Source organism: Halosimplex aquaticum, from assembly GCF_028747785.1.
Taxonomy (GTDB): domain Archaea; phylum Halobacteriota; class Halobacteria; order Halobacteriales; family Haloarculaceae; genus Halosimplex; species Halosimplex aquaticum.
Window position 1 is genome coordinate 1,410,992 of record NZ_CP118158.1, and the last position, 15,703, is coordinate 1,426,694.

18 protein-coding genes are annotated in these 15,703 nt (G+C 69.0%); 10 read left to right on the forward strand and 8 right to left on the reverse strand.

All coding sequences use genetic code 11. From position 1 onward, the window contains the following. Positions 1-143: 143 nt before the first annotated feature. Both PSC72_RS07015 and PSC72_RS07020 read right to left on the reverse strand, forming a co-directional pair. A complete protein-coding gene (locus tag PSC72_RS07015) occupies positions 144-332 on the reverse strand; it encodes a preprotein translocase subunit TatA (RefSeq protein WP_274325177.1) in 189 nt (62 codons plus the stop codon). A gap of 59 nt (positions 333-391) precedes the next feature. Next, positions 392-922 (reverse strand): NUDIX hydrolase, encoded by a 531-nt coding sequence (locus PSC72_RS07020; RefSeq protein ID WP_274325178.1) that lies wholly within the window; start codon positions 920-922, stop codon positions 392-394. 128 nt (positions 923-1,050) lie between these two features. On the opposite strand from PSC72_RS07020, the gene PSC72_RS07025 reads away from it, so the two are divergent. Continuing rightward, a complete protein-coding gene (locus PSC72_RS07025; RefSeq protein ID WP_274325179.1) occupies positions 1,051-1,773 on the forward strand; it encodes an ABC transporter ATP-binding protein in 723 nt (240 codons plus the stop codon). 2 nt (positions 1,774-1,775) lie between these two features. Next, positions 1,776-3,020, forward strand: a complete 1,245-nt coding sequence (locus tag PSC72_RS07030; RefSeq protein WP_274325180.1) for an ABC transporter permease — start codon at positions 1,776-1,778, stop codon at positions 3,018-3,020. Positions 3,021-3,367: 347 nt separating this feature from the next. Here PSC72_RS07030 and PSC72_RS07035 read toward each other — a convergent pair whose 3' ends face one another. From PSC72_RS07035 to PSC72_RS07050, 4 genes are all read right to left on the reverse strand, one after another. Then, entirely contained in the window at positions 3,368-4,459 is a 1,092-nt protein-coding gene (locus PSC72_RS07035) for an archaeosine biosynthesis radical SAM protein RaSEA (protein WP_274325181.1), read from the reverse strand. A gap of 156 nt (positions 4,460-4,615) precedes the next feature. Further along, positions 4,616-6,583, reverse strand: a complete 1,968-nt coding sequence (locus PSC72_RS07040; RefSeq protein ID WP_274325182.1) for a hypothetical protein — start codon at positions 6,581-6,583, stop codon at positions 4,616-4,618. A gap of 161 nt (positions 6,584-6,744) precedes the next feature. Beyond that, the gene (arcS, locus tag PSC72_RS07045) at positions 6,745-8,583 is read right to left on the reverse strand and encodes an archaeosine synthase subunit alpha (RefSeq protein WP_274325183.1); all 1,839 of its coding nucleotides are present in this window, start codon (positions 8,581-8,583) and stop codon (positions 6,745-6,747) included. A 98-nt stretch (positions 8,584-8,681) separates the two neighbouring features. Further along, positions 8,682-8,999: a hypothetical protein gene (locus PSC72_RS07050; RefSeq protein WP_274325184.1), complete on the reverse strand. Its 318-nt coding sequence runs from the start codon at positions 8,997-8,999 to the stop codon at positions 8,682-8,684. A gap of 157 nt (positions 9,000-9,156) precedes the next feature. Between PSC72_RS07050 and PSC72_RS07055 the strand changes: the two genes are divergently transcribed. The 7 genes from PSC72_RS07055 to PSC72_RS07085 all read left to right on the forward strand — a co-directional run bounded on the left by PSC72_RS07055 (position 9,157) and on the right by PSC72_RS07085 (position 14,288). Continuing rightward, positions 9,157-9,354 (forward strand): hypothetical protein, encoded by a 198-nt coding sequence (locus PSC72_RS07055; RefSeq protein ID WP_274325185.1) that lies wholly within the window; start codon positions 9,157-9,159, stop codon positions 9,352-9,354. A 106-nt stretch (positions 9,355-9,460) separates the two neighbouring features. Then, complete coding sequence (locus PSC72_RS07060; RefSeq protein WP_274325186.1) at positions 9,461-10,159, forward strand: type 1 glutamine amidotransferase domain-containing protein; 699 nt, start codon at positions 9,461-9,463, stop codon at positions 10,157-10,159. Between the two features lie 459 nt (positions 10,160-10,618). Next, the gene (gene upp, locus PSC72_RS07065; protein ID WP_274325187.1) at positions 10,619-11,299 is read left to right on the forward strand and encodes a uracil phosphoribosyltransferase; all 681 of its coding nucleotides are present in this window, start codon (positions 10,619-10,621) and stop codon (positions 11,297-11,299) included. A 55-nt stretch (positions 11,300-11,354) separates the two neighbouring features. After that, positions 11,355-12,245 (forward strand): DMT family transporter, encoded by an 891-nt coding sequence (locus tag PSC72_RS07070; RefSeq protein ID WP_274325188.1) that lies wholly within the window; start codon positions 11,355-11,357, stop codon positions 12,243-12,245. Between the two features lie 87 nt (positions 12,246-12,332). Then, entirely contained in the window at positions 12,333-12,536 is a 204-nt protein-coding gene (locus tag PSC72_RS07075) for a hypothetical protein (RefSeq protein ID WP_274325189.1), read from the forward strand. A 102-nt stretch (positions 12,537-12,638) separates the two neighbouring features. Further along, positions 12,639-13,229, forward strand: a complete 591-nt coding sequence (locus PSC72_RS07080; protein WP_274325190.1) for an NUDIX domain-containing protein — start codon at positions 12,639-12,641, stop codon at positions 13,227-13,229. A gap of 111 nt (positions 13,230-13,340) precedes the next feature. Continuing rightward, positions 13,341-14,288, forward strand: coding sequence for an aldo/keto reductase (locus PSC72_RS07085; RefSeq protein ID WP_274325191.1), 948 nt, complete (start codon positions 13,341-13,343; stop codon positions 14,286-14,288). 48 nt (positions 14,289-14,336) lie between these two features. Here PSC72_RS07085 and PSC72_RS07090 read toward each other — a convergent pair whose 3' ends face one another. Continuing rightward, entirely contained in the window at positions 14,337-14,567 is a 231-nt protein-coding gene (locus PSC72_RS07090) for an Lrp/AsnC family transcriptional regulator (protein WP_274325192.1), read from the reverse strand. A 1-nt stretch (position 14,568) separates the two neighbouring features. Further along, positions 14,569-15,249, reverse strand: a complete 681-nt coding sequence (locus tag PSC72_RS07095; protein ID WP_274325193.1) for a potassium channel family protein — start codon at positions 15,247-15,249, stop codon at positions 14,569-14,571. A 170-nt stretch (positions 15,250-15,419) separates the two neighbouring features. On the opposite strand from PSC72_RS07095, the gene PSC72_RS07100 reads away from it, so the two are divergent. Beyond that, positions 15,420-15,650: an Lrp/AsnC family transcriptional regulator gene (locus PSC72_RS07100; protein WP_274325194.1), complete on the forward strand. Its 231-nt coding sequence runs from the start codon at positions 15,420-15,422 to the stop codon at positions 15,648-15,650. The last annotated feature ends 53 nt before the right edge of the window (positions 15,651-15,703 follow it).

Below are 15,703 nucleotides of genomic sequence, written 5' to 3' on the forward strand. Positions count from 1 at the left end.
CCGTGCGAGGGATGAGCGAGGGAACGGAGTGACTGAGCGAATCGGTTGGGGAGGCGTGAGGCGCGGTGCTGTGCAGTATGAACCCGGTTGCGTGAAGGATCGAACCGGAATTTTTCGGCACATACCATTGAAAACGACCGGCTTCAGGAATCGCGCTCCTCGCGCAGTTCCTCGACCTGCTGCTCCAGTTCGTCGATCCGCTGGTCTTTGCCGGAGTCTCCGAACCGGCGGACGAGGAACACGATACCGCCGGCGATGCCGACGAAGAACGCGAAGACCATCAGGACGATTAGCAACTCGGTGGCACCGGGTATCTGGAGGGGAACCGTCACAGCGGGATGTCCGGCGGCCGACTTGTAGGTCTGGTGTTCGTTCGACCGTCCCGAACCGGCTATCGATCCGAGTCGAGCACCCTCGCCAACTCGTACACGTCGCGCGTGTATTCGGGATTGAAGACGTCATCGGGCAACTCGTCCAGCCAGCGCGCTTCGGTGATCTCCTCGTCGGGGTCGCCCAGGTCCCGCGCGCGGTCGACCGCGGGATCGGTCGCTCGCGCCAGGAAGTGGACGAAGCGCATCACGGCGCTGCGCTCCCCATCGGTGACCAGGCTCTCGTCGACGCCCAGCGGGCGTACGGGCTCGATCCCGACGCCCGTCTCCTCGGCCACCTCGCGGACCACGGCGTCGGACAACGACTCCCCGTCTTCGACTGCGCCACCGGGGAGCGTCCACTCGGTCGGATACGCTTCGTTGCGGATGGCCAGTATCCGCTCGTCCGCGCCGAAGACGACGCCGGCGACGCCCCACCCGGACCGGAACACCTCGGACTCGCCGACCTCGTCGAAGCGCTCGGCGTCGACCTCGTGGCGCTCCGAGTTGACGACCAAGTCGTCGTACCGTTCCCGGGGATCCGTCCGCTCCATAGCCGACCGATTTCGTCTCGCACTCGAAAACTCCACCGGAACCCGGTCGTAACCCACCGAGGACGTCTCTTCGCACTCGCCGCCAACCAGAACAGTCAACTACCTGATGGGCGCACCTGCCGTCCATCATGGCCGCCCAGGCAGTGCAGGTGGAGAACCTGCGGAAACGGTACGGGGACGTACAGGCCCTCGACGGACTCTCCTTCGAGGTCCGGCCGAACGAGATATTCGGGCTGGTCGGGCCGAACGGCGCCGGGAAGACGACGACGCTGCGGACGCTGGCCACGCTGCTCAACAAGGACGACGGGACAGTGACCGTCGCCGGCCACGACGTCGACAGTGATCCCGACGCCGTCCGCCGGGCCATCCGATACTTGCCCGAGGACGCGGGCGCCTACGAGTCGATGAGCGGCCGGCAGTTCCTGACGTTCGTCGCGGACTTCTACGCGCAGGGCGAGCGAGCGGAGGCGATGGTCGACCGCGGGGTCGAGATCGCCGACCTCGGCGACCGCATCGACGACGACACCCAGGCCTACAGCAAGGGGATGACCCGCAAGCTCCTGATCGGGAGCGCGCTGATGACCGACCCCAACCTCGCGATCCTCGACGAACCGACCTCGGGGCTGGACGTCCAGAACAGCAAGGCCGTCCGGGAAGTCGTCAAGGGGTTCCCCGACGACGAGCGGTCGATCCTCCTCTCCAGCCACGACATGCTCGAAGTCGAGTACCTCTGCGACCGCGTGGGGCTGCTCAACGACGGGGCCATCGTCACCAGCGGCTCCCCCGAGGAGCTGATGGCGGAATACGACGCCGAGAACCTCGAAGACGTCTTTCTGGAGGTCGTCGCGTAACGATGCGCCCCTTCACTCGCCTCGTCTGGAAGGAGGCCAGGGAACTCCTGCGGCCGCGCTACATCCTGCCGATCCTCCTGCTCCCGCTCATCTTCGTCGGGATGGGGCAGGGGTTCTCCGGCGTCGAGGCACAACTCGGCCAGGAGCCGACCGTCGGCGTCGTCGACCGCGACGACGGCCAGTACGGCGACGTCGTCGTCGCCACGCTCGACGACGAGTCGACCCTCGCTCACCGGACCGCGAACGGCTCCGTCGAGACGGCGATGAACGAGACGACGGCCGCGGGCGGGAGCGCGGTCGTCGAGATACCGGAGAACTTCACCGAGCGGATCGAGGCCGGCGAGCGCGGGCGGGTCCACCTCTACACGAGCGTCGAGAGCGTCAGCATCGTCGGCATCGCCAGCTCCGCGCAGGTCGAGGAACTGCTCTCGCAGTCGGCGCACAACGTGACCGTCGCGGTCACCGGCGCGACGGAGGCCCAACTCGATCCGATCGAGCGCGAGCACACCACCTACGTTAAGGGCCGCCAGCTGTCGGCGCCGCCGGGCGTCGTCTCGACCGCCTTCACCTCGCAGTTCATCTTCGTCCCGGTGATCATCATGCTCGCCATCGTCTTCTCCGGGCAGATGGTGATGAACTCGATGGCGAGCGAGACCGAGCACAAGACCCTGGAGACGCTGCTGTCGATGCCGGTCGAGCGCCGGTCGATCGTCGCCGCGAAGCTCGTCGGCGGGTCGGTGGTCGGCCTCATCGCGACGGCGCTCTACACGGGCGGGATCGCCTTTAGCAACCTCTCAATCGGCGAGGTCGGCGGGAACAGCGCGCTCACGCTCGGCGCCGGCGACTACGTGCTCATCGGCGTCTCGCTGTTTTTCACGCTGGTCGGGACGCTCGCCGTCGCCCTCTGTCTCGGCCTGTTCGCCGACAGCCAGCAGGGGGCGCAGATGCTCCTGCTCCCGCTGTCGGGACTCGCCATCGTCCCGATGTTCGCGACGATGTTCACCGACGTGGACGTGCTCGGACCGGCGGCGAAGGGCGTCCTGCTCGCCATCCCCTTCACGCACCCGATCATCGCGCCCAAGCGACTCCTCTTCGACGACCGCGGACTGGTGCTGGCGGGCATCGGCTACGAGATCGTCTTCGCGCTCGCGGCGGTGTGGCTCGCGGTGAAACTCTTCGAGTCGGACCGGCCGATCACCGGCAACGCCGGCTGGCTCGACCGACTCATCCGTCTCGTCCAGCAGTAACCCGCTCTGCGGCTTCTCGCGCTTCCTCGCCCCGCTGGTCGCCGCACGCGCCGCGCCGTCTTCGCCGCGATTCTCTGCCGACGGCGCCGCCGCTGGCGAAGTCGGGAAGATAGGATAGGGGAACGTAGGGGTCTGGAGCGTGTGACATCGGGGTCTCCAGGGCCCCTATGAGGCCGTTGATCCCTGAAGCATAAAAACCCACGGCAACCGGAGTGAAAGTGTAACCGCGTCACACCGGCGCCCCGAACTGTGCTAACTGTTCACGACATCCCGATCTCGGAGGGGATCGTTTCGGGTCGAACCGGGTCGGCCCGGCCCGAGTCGAGAGCCGGGAGAGACGGTCGCGGCTATCGGGCGAGGGGCAGCGAGTAACTCCGTTCGCGTTCGACGACGGCCTCCCAGGTCCGCTCGCACTCGCAGGACACCTGGTCGAACACCGAGGGGTCCTGGCGCTGGTCGAAGTCCTTGATGGCCCGCTGGACGCGGTCGTCGCAGTCGCCGCAGTTGTGCGGGCCGCGGTCGGAACCGTGGCCGACCGGGTCGGAGACGACGATGCCGTCGACGTCCGCGGTCGACTCCAGCACGTCGGCGACCGACCAGAGCCACGGCGGGCGGTAGCCGCCGTCGTGGTAGAGGTCTTCGACCATCGTGTAGCGCTGGACGTTGCAGGGGTTCATCGAGACGGTGTGACAGCCCTCGACGTCGATACAGCGCCGGACGGAGCGTTTCATGTCCGCGACGGCCTCGCCTTCCGAGAGGAACGGCGGCTTCATCAGCAGGTAGGCCTTGATCCCGCCGCCGTCGACGGCGCTCGCTTCGGCGCAGGCGTCCTCGAAGTCCGCGAAGTCGAAGTACTTGTTCACGCAGTCGTGCCTGACGCGGTCGGTCGCCGTCTCCAGTCCGATGGCCACGTCACATTCCAGGCCCTGCTCGGTGAACTCGCGGACCTTCTCGCGGTCGACGAAGTCCGGGAGCGACTCGACGACCATGCGGTCGCGGTCGCCGAAGGTCTCGGCGATGGCCCGGCGGGTCTCGGCGGGCACCTCGCGCTCGTCGAGGAACGACCCGGAGGTGTAGATCTTGATCAGGTCGGCCTGCTCGCCGCGCAGGTCCTCGGCGTGCTCGCGCTCGTGTTCGAGACAGGCGTCGATCTGGGCCATCAGGTCCTCGTGGGCGACGGAGCCGCCCTCGACGGACTCGGCGACGTAGCCGCACATCGTGCAGCCGCCGGCGCGCGCCCAGCGGCACCCGCCGGTGTTGAGGATGATGGTGAGGGAATCGACGAAGCCGTCCGGGGTGTTGTCCTCGTCGAGCCAGACCCGCGTGGGCTCGCGCGGGTCGTAGCTGGCGTCGTTGCGCGAGCGCACCTCGCGCATCACCTTGTTGTGGGCGTCCATCCCCTTGCCCTGCTCGTAGACGTCGGGGCTCGGCTTGCTCATTGGGCCAGTCTACCCGGTCGGGCGATAAAACCTCGGCGGTCCCGGACTTCGCCCTGCGAAGTCCGAGAGCACGGAAGGTGACTGTGTCGCCTTCCGGCGGTCCGGCCTTTCACCTCGCGAGAGCGGGACGACGAGCGACGGATCCCAGCCGCTCGCTCACCCCTCGGGCATCGTCAGCGTCCACCAGCGGAACTCGCCGGCGAGCGCGTCGACCGCCGGCAGCGCCGAGGGACCGTAGTGCATCAGTACGAACGCCGTCAACAGGAGGTAGACCGTCGCCAGCCCGACGGCCGCGCCGAACGCGCCGGCGGCGACTGTCTCGGCCCGGTCGTCCCGTCGACTGAGCAGGAGAGCCACCGCGAGCACCGTCGCGACGACCAGCGACGCGACGCCGAACTGCTGGACGACCTGTCCCTTGGCCGTCTCGAAGACGAGCAGGCTGCCGAACGCGATCGGCGCACCGAACAGGACGGCCGCCTCGTAGCCCAGGACCGCGGTCCGGGTCCGCGTGCGGAGTATCGACCGGACCCGCGGGATCCGGAACAGAGCGTACACCGCGAGGGGATACAGCGGGTGGAGATAGCGGACGGTGACCATGGCGTGGACCGGAAGCCGGTTCATGTACAGGCAGGTCAACAGCCCCGCGAACACGACGACCACCAGGTCGACGGGGTCGACGGCGTCGCGGAGTCGAACGGTACCCGCCCGGAGTTCGCCGATCCGCCGTCGGAGTGGCAGCGCGATTAGAGCCGCGATCACGGGAGCGGACTCGACGAGCGAGAGATTCGTTCCGCCGTCGAAGAAGATGTTGCTCGTTTCGTGGTTGTTCTGGCCCCACCGGATGCCGATCTCGACGATGTCGTCCGGGTCGGTGAACAGCGTGACGAATCCGTTCACGTACATGCTGGCGGCGCGCTGGAGTAACGGGGAGATGGCGTCGAACTTCCCGAGGACGGCACCGACGACCGTCCACAGTACCGCGACGGGCCAGAACCCGTCGGATGCGACTCCGCCTGTACTCCCTCCCCTTCCGATTCCGCCGCCACCGTCGCCGTTCACCCCCCCGACTCCGACGTCTGCCGGCGATTGCCCGTGGTACGCGTCGAGGAAGTGCGGTGGTAACGCCGGATTGCCCGATATCAGGGCGTTCGTCACCAGAAACGGGACGAGCGAGAGGGCGAACATCCCGCCGACGACGGCCAGCGTCCGCGCGTCGTTTCGCCGTGCGGTCGGGATGTCGACGGCTGCGATCGCCGCGAACAGGGTGAACCCCTCCGGCGCGTGCACCCAGGCGAGCAGTCCCGCGCAGGCGTACGCGCCGCCCCGGAAGCGCGCCGCGTTCCGCACCGATTCTCCGTCTCGACGACTCCGCGCGAAGGCGTAGAGCGCGAGGACGACGAACATCGCGGTGAGCGTGTGCCGCTTCGGCGTCGTCGCCCAGAACGCGACGGGCGTCCCCAACAGCACGGTCGCGCCGCCGAGGAGACCGACGGTCTCGCCGTGCCGGTCGGCGAGCAGTCGATAGACGGCGACGACGATCGCCGCCCCAGCGAACATGGTCGACAGCTGCAGCGCCATGATAATCAGGTCGCTCTGGAACGGTTTGTGGAACCAGGCGTTGCCGATCAGGGCCACCGCAGCGAGACCGGCCCCGACGGCGAGTCCGCGACGGCGCCGACCGATCTGGTCGCCGACGAGCGCGCACGTCGCCAGCGCCAGCCCGCTCCAGCCGACGACGACCAGCCAGCGCAGGTCGACCAGCGGGTCCAGCAGTTCCAGCCCCCAGAGGACGGGGAGCGCGAGCCCGACCACGCCGTACCCGCGGCCGTAGACGAGCCCGTCGTGGTAGTGCATCCCCGGATAGCCGTAGTCGAGTTCGCCCATCCTCCCGAACGAGAGGTGTCCCTCGCTCATCCGTTCGAGCATCGGCACGAACAGCCCGATGTCGTTGAAGAAGACGCCGACGCGCCAGGTCAGGACGAACAGCGCGAGCGACCCGCAGAACAGGGCCAGCCCCGGCCGCCCGCCGAACAGCACCCGCGTCAGCGTCGCACCGAGGCCGGCGAGGCGGTCGCGCTCCGCCTCCGCGGGCAGCCACGAGTAGCGGGCCGAGTCGCCGCTCACGCGGCTCCCCTCCCACGTTCTACGCAGGTCCCGCCCGGCTGCTCGGTCCGCAGAGTCACGTTGCACCGAACTTTCCCGTTCCCCGAGATAACTATTGCGGGGGGATTATCGAAGGCGATAGCGGCGGAGCGGGCTGGGGGTCCGTGCCGGGGTCGGCGGCGTCAGTCCAGTTCGTCGACGTGGCGGACCTCCGCGGCGATTCCGCGCGTCGAGGCGGCCATCTCCGGCCCCGTCATCTCCGCGCGGCCGACGGCGAACGCGCTCGGTCCCTCGACGACGACCTCGTCGCCGACGCGGATCGACTCGTCGGCGTCGACGACGCCGGGGGCGAGGACGCTGCCGTGGGGAACGAAGTCGTCGATCTCGATCCGCTTGGTCGGCGCCTCGCTCTCGACCCAGCGGCGAGCGCCCGCGAGCGTGAACGCGAGCGTCCCGTACGGACGGACGACCACGGCGAGCTGCTCGCCGTCGCCGTCGTGGGCCTGGAGACCGGGCTGACTGCCCCGAATGGTGAGGTCGTCGAACAGCGCGTCGCCCGCGCCCGCCCCGAACTGGTAGTCGGCGATGGCCCTGACGGTGTTGTGCTGGCGCTCGCGCTTGCCGTACGCAGGCTCGCCGGAGAGCTCGCTGGCGAGGTTGCCGAGCGATTCCGTGGTGGTGGGGTGGTCCTCGACGGTGTACGTGAACTCCGTCCCGAGGCTCTCCTCGACGCGTTCGCAGATCGGGCGGTAGTCGTCGGGGACGTGCGCGATGACCCGCGGGTAGTCGGTGCGTTCGAGGTACCGTTCGAGGACGTTCGCCACGAACTCGATCTCGTTGGCGCTCCAGCGGCCGGTCACCACGGAGTCGTAGTGCTGGGCGGGGTAGGTGAGTTCGAGTTCTTGCGGGACGACGCCGATGGGCGAGGTCATCGACACCTTGTGGGCGCGCCACTGGACGGCGTCGTGGTACTGCCTGTGGCTCTGGGAGTCGCTGTAAGGTTTCGCCGCCGAGCAGGGTACGAGCACGAGCGGGTTGTCGAAGCGGTTGCGGTACCGGGAGGTGACGCGCTCGGCGAATCGCTGGATCTCGACGCGGCGGATGGTGTCCTCGGTCGCCGCCGTGATCTCGGCCTGCCGGAGGACCGGCGTGCGCTCTTCGAGGTAGCCGTACTGCTGGTCGAGCCGGCGGAAGGTGGCGGTCAGCCACTGCTCGTGACGGGCCTGGCCCTCGATGTAGTCCCGGAGGCGGCCGTCGCGGATCCTCCGGCGGACGGTCTTGAGCGCGGCGGCCAGCGCGTTGACGTTGTGTCGGGCGCAGTCCGCGCGGTCGAACTCCTCGCGGGGCTGCTGGCAGGCCGGGCAGGCACAGGGCAGTTCGTCGAGGTCTTCGAGGAACTGGTGGCCGTCGACGGTGAGGTAGCGGCCCTGGGTCCCCCGAACGACGGCCCGGTCGGCGTCCACGAGGTCAACGCCCGCGTAGACCAGCGTCGCGACGTTCGCGGGCGTGGCGACGCCGGGGAGGTACAGGGCGGTGTCCGGCGGGATCGCCTCACGCACCCGGATCATCGCGTCCACGAAGGCCCGGGCGTGCCCGACGAGGCCGGGCGCCCCGGAGAGGACGTAGGCGTCTGTGCCGTGGTCGGTCGCCGTCTCCGTGGAGACGACGGCGGCGCTCGGGAAGTCGACGGTCGGATACTCCGCGTCGAAGGCGTCCTGGACCTCCTCGGGCGTCCCCGCCGGGAACCCGCGGGCGGGGAGGACGGTCAGGTGTGCGTCGTCGCCCTCGGGGGCGTCGGGCTCGGTCGCCCAGCCGCTTCCGGGGTCGGTGAGGACGGGGTGTGCGAGGCCCGCTTCGGGAGCGCTGTCGCCGTCGTCCGCGGTCGCGCCGGCGGCACCGCTCGCGCCGTCGGCGCGGTCCGCGTCGGTGACCAGCGCGGGCGTCGTCACCGGCGAGTCGAGGCGCAACTCGGCGAGACGGGCCGCGCCGTCGCGCTCGTGGACCTCGAAGTGGTCGGTCATGTCTCTCTCGTCGGCGCGTGTCGGGATGAGGCTATCGTCTCGGCCCCGCCGGCGTTCCCGTGAGCGGCGGCCGCTCCCGCTGCGAGCGCGTTCGACTCTCACATCGCGAGCGGCAGCGCCAGCAGCGCGACGACGCCGACGCAGGCAACCGTCGCCAGCACGAGCCGCTCGAAGCGTTCGCCGACCGGTACCTCCTCGCGGCGAACCGGCCGGTGCGTCCAGACCAGCCGGTAGTACGTCCCCGCGGTCGCCGCGAGGAAGAGCGCGGTCGAGACGGCGACGCCGTAGCCGATCGGGAGCCCGAGCGCCGCGAAGTACAGCGGTCCGTAGGAGTACGCGATCGCGAAGGCGACGCCCGTCACGACCAGGAACGGGACCGGGTCGACCGCCGTCCCCTCCCGGTTCCGGAGCTTCATGCGCCCGGTTGGGCCCGAACGCTCCTACGTCTTGGCCGGGCGTGTTCAAGGCCGCCGGCGCAGGCGGTCGAGACCGGGGTCGGGACATGGTGGCCACCGACCGCCCCGAGTGGTACCGACCCGCACACCTAAGAGGACGGCGGCCGCGCTCGTGGGTATGGCGACGGACGGCGAGACGCCATCGGACGGCGACATCCGCGTGCTGCTCGCGCTCGACCTCCTCCTGTCGCTGGCGTTCAGCCTCGGCGTCGTCTACGCGCTTGACTTCGTGGGGATCGGCGAGTTCACCTGGGCGAACGTCGCGGTCGCGACGCTGTTTCTCGCCGTCGTGACGTACCTCGCCGTCCTGCGGTGAAGGGAGAGCGAGACCCGTTCTCTCCACCCCCGTCTCCGTCGCTGGTTCCGGCAAGGCCGTCGGGCGGAGGATCCCTTACCAGTCTCGCGGCCGTAGCGCGCACGCCATGACTTCGGCACTGTTCGTCGTCAGCGAGGAAGGGTACTGGGCAGAGGAGTGCGTGGAGCCGCTCACCACGCTCGAATCCGCGGGCGTGGACGTGACAGTCGCGACGCCGTCGGGCGACCCACCGGTCGTCGACGAGCGGTCGGTCGACCCCGACGAGGTGGGCGAGGAGACCGCCGAACGCGCCCGCGAGGTCCACGAGAACCACGCGGAACTGAACGACCCCGAACCCGTCGCGCGGGTCGACGCCGACGGGTACGACGCCGTCGTCTTCCCCGGCGGCCACGGCACCGAGTGGGACGTCAATCAGGACAAACACGCCCGAGCGCTGCTGCGCGACGCCGTCGCCGGTGACGATGGCACGGCGCTCGTCGTCTGCCACGCCGTCGGCATCCTCGCGTTCACCCGCACCGACGAGGGCGAGTTCCTCGTCGACGGGCGCGACGTGACCGGCTTCCCCAACGAGTGGGAGGAGGGCATCGTCGACGACGACGACCGGATGCCCGACGGTCGGAAGCTCCCCTACTGGGTCGAAGACGAGGTGAAAGCCGCCGGCGGCAACTGGGACGCCGAACTCGACGCCGACGCGAGCGTCACCGTCGACGGCGACCTCGTCACAGCCCGCGGCCCAGAATCGTCGTCCGCGGCCGCACAGGCGCTGCTCGACGAACTCGGCGTCGCCGCTGCGGCTGGCGACTGAGGCCGCGGTCTCGATTCGCTGTTCGTCTATCTTTCGAACCGTTCGTAGACTGGTGACCGTTCAATCAGGCGCGCGCTGTCGCGAGTTTCATCTCGCGACGGAACCGTGCGAGGGATGAGAAGCGCACCGAGCGGAGCCTGCGGAGCGAGGGAGCATCGCAGTCGGTTGGGGAGGCGCGTGGCGCGGTGCGGTACTGTGCGGGCCGGTCCTGGCGGACTGAAAGGGCGAGGCCAGGTCGCGCGGTCTGCGCGGGCTCTATCCGAGGGAGCGACAGCGACCGAGGATATCCCGCACAGACCGCGCGAGCGGGCCGAGGGCTTTCGTCGCTTGTCGTCGTCTGCGGTTCCGACTGCTAGCGGGCGGGTTTCACTGCCGTCAGTGGTGTCCCTACCGACTACTACAGCAACCACAGATCCGGAGCGCGGTGGATATTTGGGGAGGCCGCACGGAGACGGGCGTATGACGATCGAAGACCGCGGCGACGCGAGCCTCGTCACGCACGCGCTCGCCAGGGACATGCTGACGCAGTTGCGCGACGTGGAGACCGAACAGGTGGCGTTCCGGAAGGGGCTGGTCAAGCTGGGCCGGATCTGCGGCTACGAGATCATCGACGGCGCGATGGAGACCGAGTACGTCTCGGTCCAGACGCCGCTCACCGAGACGATGGGCGAGCGCGTCAAGGGGCTGGACGACGTCGTCATCGTGAACGTCCTGCGGGCGGCTACCCCCTTCGTCGAGGGGCTGCTCAAGGCGTTCCCGCGGGCGCGCCAGGGCGTCATCTCGGCCAGCCGCGACGAGGAGGCGGGGATGGACGACGACGGCGAGTTCCCCATCTCGGTCGACTACGTGAAACTCCCCGACATCGAACCGGACGACACCGTCATCGTCGCCGACCCGATGCTCGCCACCGGGTCGACGATGTGCGCCGTGCTGGAGCGCGTGCTGGAGGGCCAGCCCGACCCCGAACACCTCTTCGTTCTCTCTGCCGTCAGCGCGCCCGAGGGGCTCCTCCGGGTGGACGAGGCGTTCCCGCAGGCGGATCTGTTGACCGTCGCCATCGACGACGAACTCGACGACGACGGCTACATCGTCCCCGGGCTCGGCGACGCCGGCGACCGGGCGTTCCGGACCACCGAGTGAGCGGACGTCCGTTCGACGCCGGCGCGGACGTCGGGTCCGCCGTATCGGCGTCGCGATGACGCAGTCGCTCGTGGGCGTCGGGTTCGCGGTGCTGGCGGCGCTGGCCTTCGCCGCCCAGAGTCTCGCCGTCCGTCTCGGCACGCGGACCCGGTCGATCACCGAGGTCATCGCGGTGATGTTCGGCGTCAACCTGCTCGTGTTGCTCCCGGTGGCCGGCGCCAGCGCGTATCCGGAGTACGGGCTGACGGGGACGGCGGTCGCCGCGTTCGCCGTCGCTGGGCTCCTGGGGTCGCTCCTCGCGCGGGCCTGTTACTTCGTCGGCATCGAGCGACTGGGGGCGAGCCGCGCCGAACCGCTCCGGGCGCTCGTCCCGCTGTTCGCGCTGGGGGCGGCCGTCCTCGTGCTCGACGAACGCGTGACGCCCGTTCTACTACTCGGCGTCGCCCTCCTCCTCGCGGGCGCCGTCGTCGTGAGCCTCGACAGCCGGGCGGCGCCCGGGACCGAGTCCGGCCGGCAGTTGCTGGTCGCGCTCGCCTTCCCGGTCGCCGCGGCGCTGTTCCTCGGCATCGACCCGATATTCACGAAGATCGGGTTCGCAGACGGCACCCCGGTGTTGGTGGCCGTCACGGTCCGCGTCGCCGCGGCGGCGGCGGGGTTCGGCCTCTATCTCCTGTGGCGGGCGATGCGCGAGGGCGGCGTCCAGCCGATCGGCGTCAACCGGTGGCTCGTCGCCGCGAGCGTCGCCAACACGGTGTACCTGCTCTCGTACTACGAGGCGCTCGCGCGGACGCCGGTCACGGTCGTGACGCCCGTGCTGAGCACGAGCACGCTGTTCGTGATCGGGGGCGCCGCGCTCTTCCTGCGGAAGGACGAGCGGGTGACGCGGCGGCTGGTCGCCGGGGCACTGCTCGTCGTGCTCGGCGTGGTCTTCGTGGTCCGCGGCTGAGGCCGTCGGGCGACCGTGCGTTCCGGAGAACCGAGCGACGGACGCTGCGAGGGTGGGCTTTTTGCCGGTGTCGAGCGTCGACCGTCCATGGACCTGCGAGAACTCCTGCGTCCGGACCCGGACGATCGCGCCGGCGAGATCGGCGCCCTCGGGGCCATCGCGGGCGCAGCGGCCGCTGTACTGCTCGGCTCCGGGGGGAATCCCCTCCTCTGGGCGTCTGCCGGCGGTATCGCGGGCCTGTTGATCGGTGTCGTCGCCGCCGAGTTGCGGTCGCTGGCGGGCTCTCCGTGACGCTGGCCGCGAACGGCGATCGCGGCGGTCTACTCACCAGGCGTATCTCTCACGATCGTTTCGACGGCACCGTTACGTGCTCGGGCCGCGTCCGGTGTGGGTATGGGTAACTATCCGCCCGATTACTGCCCGTACTGCGGGTCGGAACTGGAACTCGTCGAGGGGCCGACGGTGTACCGCTGTGACGCCTGCGACGACTTCGTGTTCCACAACGCCGTCCTCGGCAGCGGAATCGTCGTCGTCGACGGGGACCGGCTGTTGCTCGTCGAGGACTTCCGGGAGGCAGGCACGTGGAAGATCCCGGAGGGCGTGCCGGAGATCCCCGAGTCGCCGCGCGAGGGCGTCGCCAGGGAACTCGAAGAGGAGACGGGGCTGTCCGTCGACCCGGACGAACTCGTGTACCTCTACGACGTGGGGAAGGAAGTCGACGAGGACATGTTCCGGATGCACGTCTACTACGCCGTCGACCGCAGCGAGACGACGGGGCCGCTCGAAGCGGGGTCCGACGCGACCGACGCCCGATTCTGGACGCCCCGCGAGTTCGCGGAATCGGAACACGTGTTGCGCGACATGCCCAATCCCGACGAGACTCGTTCGTGGAAGATGGGCCTGGACGTGTTGCGCGACCAGTCGAAGAAAGCGCTCCGGCGCGAGACGCGGTACGCCGACCTCTTCGCGCCGCACGTGAAGTGACGACGGTAGCGGACGCGTGAATCGGTGATTGGGGCGGACGCATGACCCCGTCCGGTTTCGAGCAGCTTCCGCTTCCGCTACGGTTAACCGGACTCCAGCCGGTTTCGGCCCATGGAGTACACGAAACTCGGCGCGACGGGGCTCGACGTCTCCCGACTGTGTTTCGGGACGTGGCGGTTCAACAAGACCGGGAGCGACGGGACCGTCGAGACCGACCGCGAGCAGGCGCACGAACTGCTCGACGCGTTCGCGGCGGCCGGCGGCAACTTCGTCGACACCGCCAACAGCTACGGGAACGGCAAGTCCGAGGAGTGGATCGGCGAGTGGCTCGCCGAGCGCGACCGCGAGGACTACGTGATCGCCTCGAAGGTGTACAACGCGGGCGTCAGTCGCTTCTCGAGCAACCTCTCGCGCAAGAACGTCCGCGCGGAGATCGAGGAAAGCCTCGACCGCCTGGACACCGACTACCTCGACGTCTACTACATCCACCGCTGGGACGACGACACGCCGATCCGGGAGACGCTCCGGACGCTCACCCGCCTGGTCGAGGAGGGGAAGGTCCACTACCTCGCGGCGTCGTCGATGGCGGCGTGGAAGCTCATGAAGGGCCTCTCCGTGAGCGAAGTCGACGGACTGGAGCGGTTCGAAGCGACCCAGCCGCGGTTCAACGCCACCGACCGGCCGCAGGACTACCTCGACGTCTGCGCCGACCAGGACCTCGCAGTCTGTCCGTACTCGCCGCTGGACGGCGGGTTCCTGACCGGCAAGTACGAGCAGGGCGAGGCCGGGGACGACTCGCGCGCGGCGCTGCACGACTGGGACATGGAGTTCTCCGACCGGCAGTGGCGCGTGCTCGACGCCGTCCGCGCGGTCGCCGACGAGGTCGACGCCACGCCCGCGCAGGTCTCGCTGCGGTGGCTCGCCGACCAGCGCGAGTTCACCTGCGTCCCCATCTTCGGCGCTCGCACGACCGACCAGATGGAAGAGAACCTCGGCGCGATGGACGTGTCGCTCTCGACTGACCAGTTCGACCGCATCACCGACGCGTATCACGCCTGACGGCCGCAGCCCGACGACACGTCGATCGGAAAAGAGACCGCAGAACCGCTAGTCCATCGCGACGTAGGTCTGGGTGTCCTCGATGCCGTCGATGTTCTGGATGTGGGTGGCGGCGACGGCTTTCACGTCGGCGGTCTCCGCCACGTCGACCGTGGCGATGAAGTCGACGTCGCCGGCGACGATGTAGGCGCTCTCGACCCCCTCGACGTCGAGGATGGCGGATTTGAGTCGCTCGGCGTCCCCGGAGTGGGCCTTGACCATGACGTAGGCGCGGACCATCTCAGGCACCCCCCTTCGCCGCGACCGCCTCGCCGACGACGATCTGGCGCACGTCGTCCAGCTTCTCGAAGTCCGCGAGGATGGCGAGCGTGTCGCCGACCTCCATGGACACGTCATCGTCGGGGATCGTGAGCGCGTCGCCCTGCTTGCCGAACGCCAGCAGTTCGGTGTCGGCCGGGAGTTCGAGTTCGCTCAGGGTGTAGCCGCGCATCGGCGAGTCGTTCGTCACCGTCAGCTCGACGAGCTGGAGATTTTGCGCGATGTCGGCCACGGCGCGGATGTTCCCCCCCAGCAGGGCGTTCTTGGCGACGATCGCGCCGAGGCGCTCGGGGTAGATGACCTCGTCGACGTCGGAGGCGTACTTGCGGTAGATCTCCTCGCGGTACTCCTCGTCGATGCGCAGGACCGTGCGACAGCCGTGGTGTTTCGCGACCATGCAGGCGACGAAATTCGTCGAGAGGTCGCCCGTCAGCGCGCCCAGCGCGTCGGCGTCGCCCAGATCCGCCGACAGCAGGACCTGTTCGTCGCTGCCGTCGCCCTCGATGACCTGGTACCCCTCCGCCTTCGCGCGGTCGACCTTGTTCGGGTCGCGTTCGATGAGGACCACGTCGTGTCCGCTGTCTTCGAGTGCCCGCGCCGTCCGCAGTCCGACGCGGCCGGCACCCACGATAACGAATCGCATGTCAATCCGTACGGCGAGGCGGGGAATAAAGGTACCTCCGCCCGCCGCTCGCGACCCCGAGACTCGCTCTGAACGAAGGTGTGTGTAATAGTGACACTCGGGCCGGTTTCTCGGGGTTTCGGAGCGTCGGGGGAAGGTTTTTGGCCCGCCCAGCAGAAGTTTCGAGTACGATGGTGCGGGCCTTTATCATGGTGAAGACGGCGGCCGGAAAGTCAGAGGAACTCCTCGCGTCGATCCGGGACCTCGACGGCGTCGAAGAGGCGCACATCGTCGCCGGGCAGTACGACATCATCGTCGAGGCGACGGGCGAGGAGGTGTACGACCTGATGCACGGGGTCGCGACGAAGCTCCGCGACCTCGGCGGGGTCGCCGACACCAAGACGTACATCTGCCTCGACTGAGTTCCGCTCCGCCGTCCGCGATTCTCCGATGCGACCGCTCCGGGACCGCCGCC

What these genes read in the sequence shown, in the direction of transcription:
- PSC72_RS07020 (WP_274325178.1), bottom strand. Translation starts at nt 922, where the DNA reads ATGGAGCGGACGGATCCCCGGGAACGGTACGACGACTTGGTCGTCAAC.
- PSC72_RS07025 (WP_274325179.1), top strand. Translation starts at nt 1,051, where the DNA reads ATGGCCGCCCAGGCAGTGCAGGTGGAGAACCTGCGGAAACGGTACGGG.
- PSC72_RS07030 (WP_274325180.1), top strand. Translation starts at nt 1,776, where the DNA reads ATGCGCCCCTTCACTCGCCTCGTCTGGAAGGAGGCCAGGGAACTCCTG.
- PSC72_RS07035 (WP_274325181.1), bottom strand. Translation starts at nt 4,459, where the DNA reads ATGAGCAAGCCGAGCCCCGACGTCTACGAGCAGGGCAAGGGGATGGAC.
- arcS (WP_274325183.1), bottom strand. Translation starts at nt 8,583, where the DNA reads ATGACCGACCACTTCGAGGTCCACGAGCGCGACGGCGCGGCCCGTCTC.
- PSC72_RS07050 (WP_274325184.1), bottom strand. Translation starts at nt 8,999, where the DNA reads ATGAAGCTCCGGAACCGGGAGGGGACGGCGGTCGACCCGGTCCCGTTC.
- PSC72_RS07055 (WP_274325185.1), top strand. Translation starts at nt 9,157, where the DNA reads ATGGCGACGGACGGCGAGACGCCATCGGACGGCGACATCCGCGTGCTG.
- PSC72_RS07060 (WP_274325186.1), top strand. Translation starts at nt 9,461, where the DNA reads ATGACTTCGGCACTGTTCGTCGTCAGCGAGGAAGGGTACTGGGCAGAG.
- upp (WP_274325187.1), top strand. Translation starts at nt 10,619, where the DNA reads ATGACGATCGAAGACCGCGGCGACGCGAGCCTCGTCACGCACGCGCTC.
- PSC72_RS07070 (WP_274325188.1), top strand. Translation starts at nt 11,355, where the DNA reads ATGACGCAGTCGCTCGTGGGCGTCGGGTTCGCGGTGCTGGCGGCGCTG.
- PSC72_RS07075 (WP_274325189.1), top strand. Translation starts at nt 12,333, where the DNA reads ATGGACCTGCGAGAACTCCTGCGTCCGGACCCGGACGATCGCGCCGGC.
- PSC72_RS07080 (WP_274325190.1), top strand. Translation starts at nt 12,639, where the DNA reads ATGGGTAACTATCCGCCCGATTACTGCCCGTACTGCGGGTCGGAACTG.
- PSC72_RS07085 (WP_274325191.1), top strand. Translation starts at nt 13,341, where the DNA reads ATGGAGTACACGAAACTCGGCGCGACGGGGCTCGACGTCTCCCGACTG.
- PSC72_RS07090 (WP_274325192.1), bottom strand. Translation starts at nt 14,567, where the DNA reads ATGGTCCGCGCCTACGTCATGGTCAAGGCCCACTCCGGGGACGCCGAG.
- PSC72_RS07095 (WP_274325193.1), bottom strand. Translation starts at nt 15,249, where the DNA reads ATGCGATTCGTTATCGTGGGTGCCGGCCGCGTCGGACTGCGGACGGCG.
- PSC72_RS07100 (WP_274325194.1), top strand. Translation starts at nt 15,420, where the DNA reads ATGGTGCGGGCCTTTATCATGGTGAAGACGGCGGCCGGAAAGTCAGAG.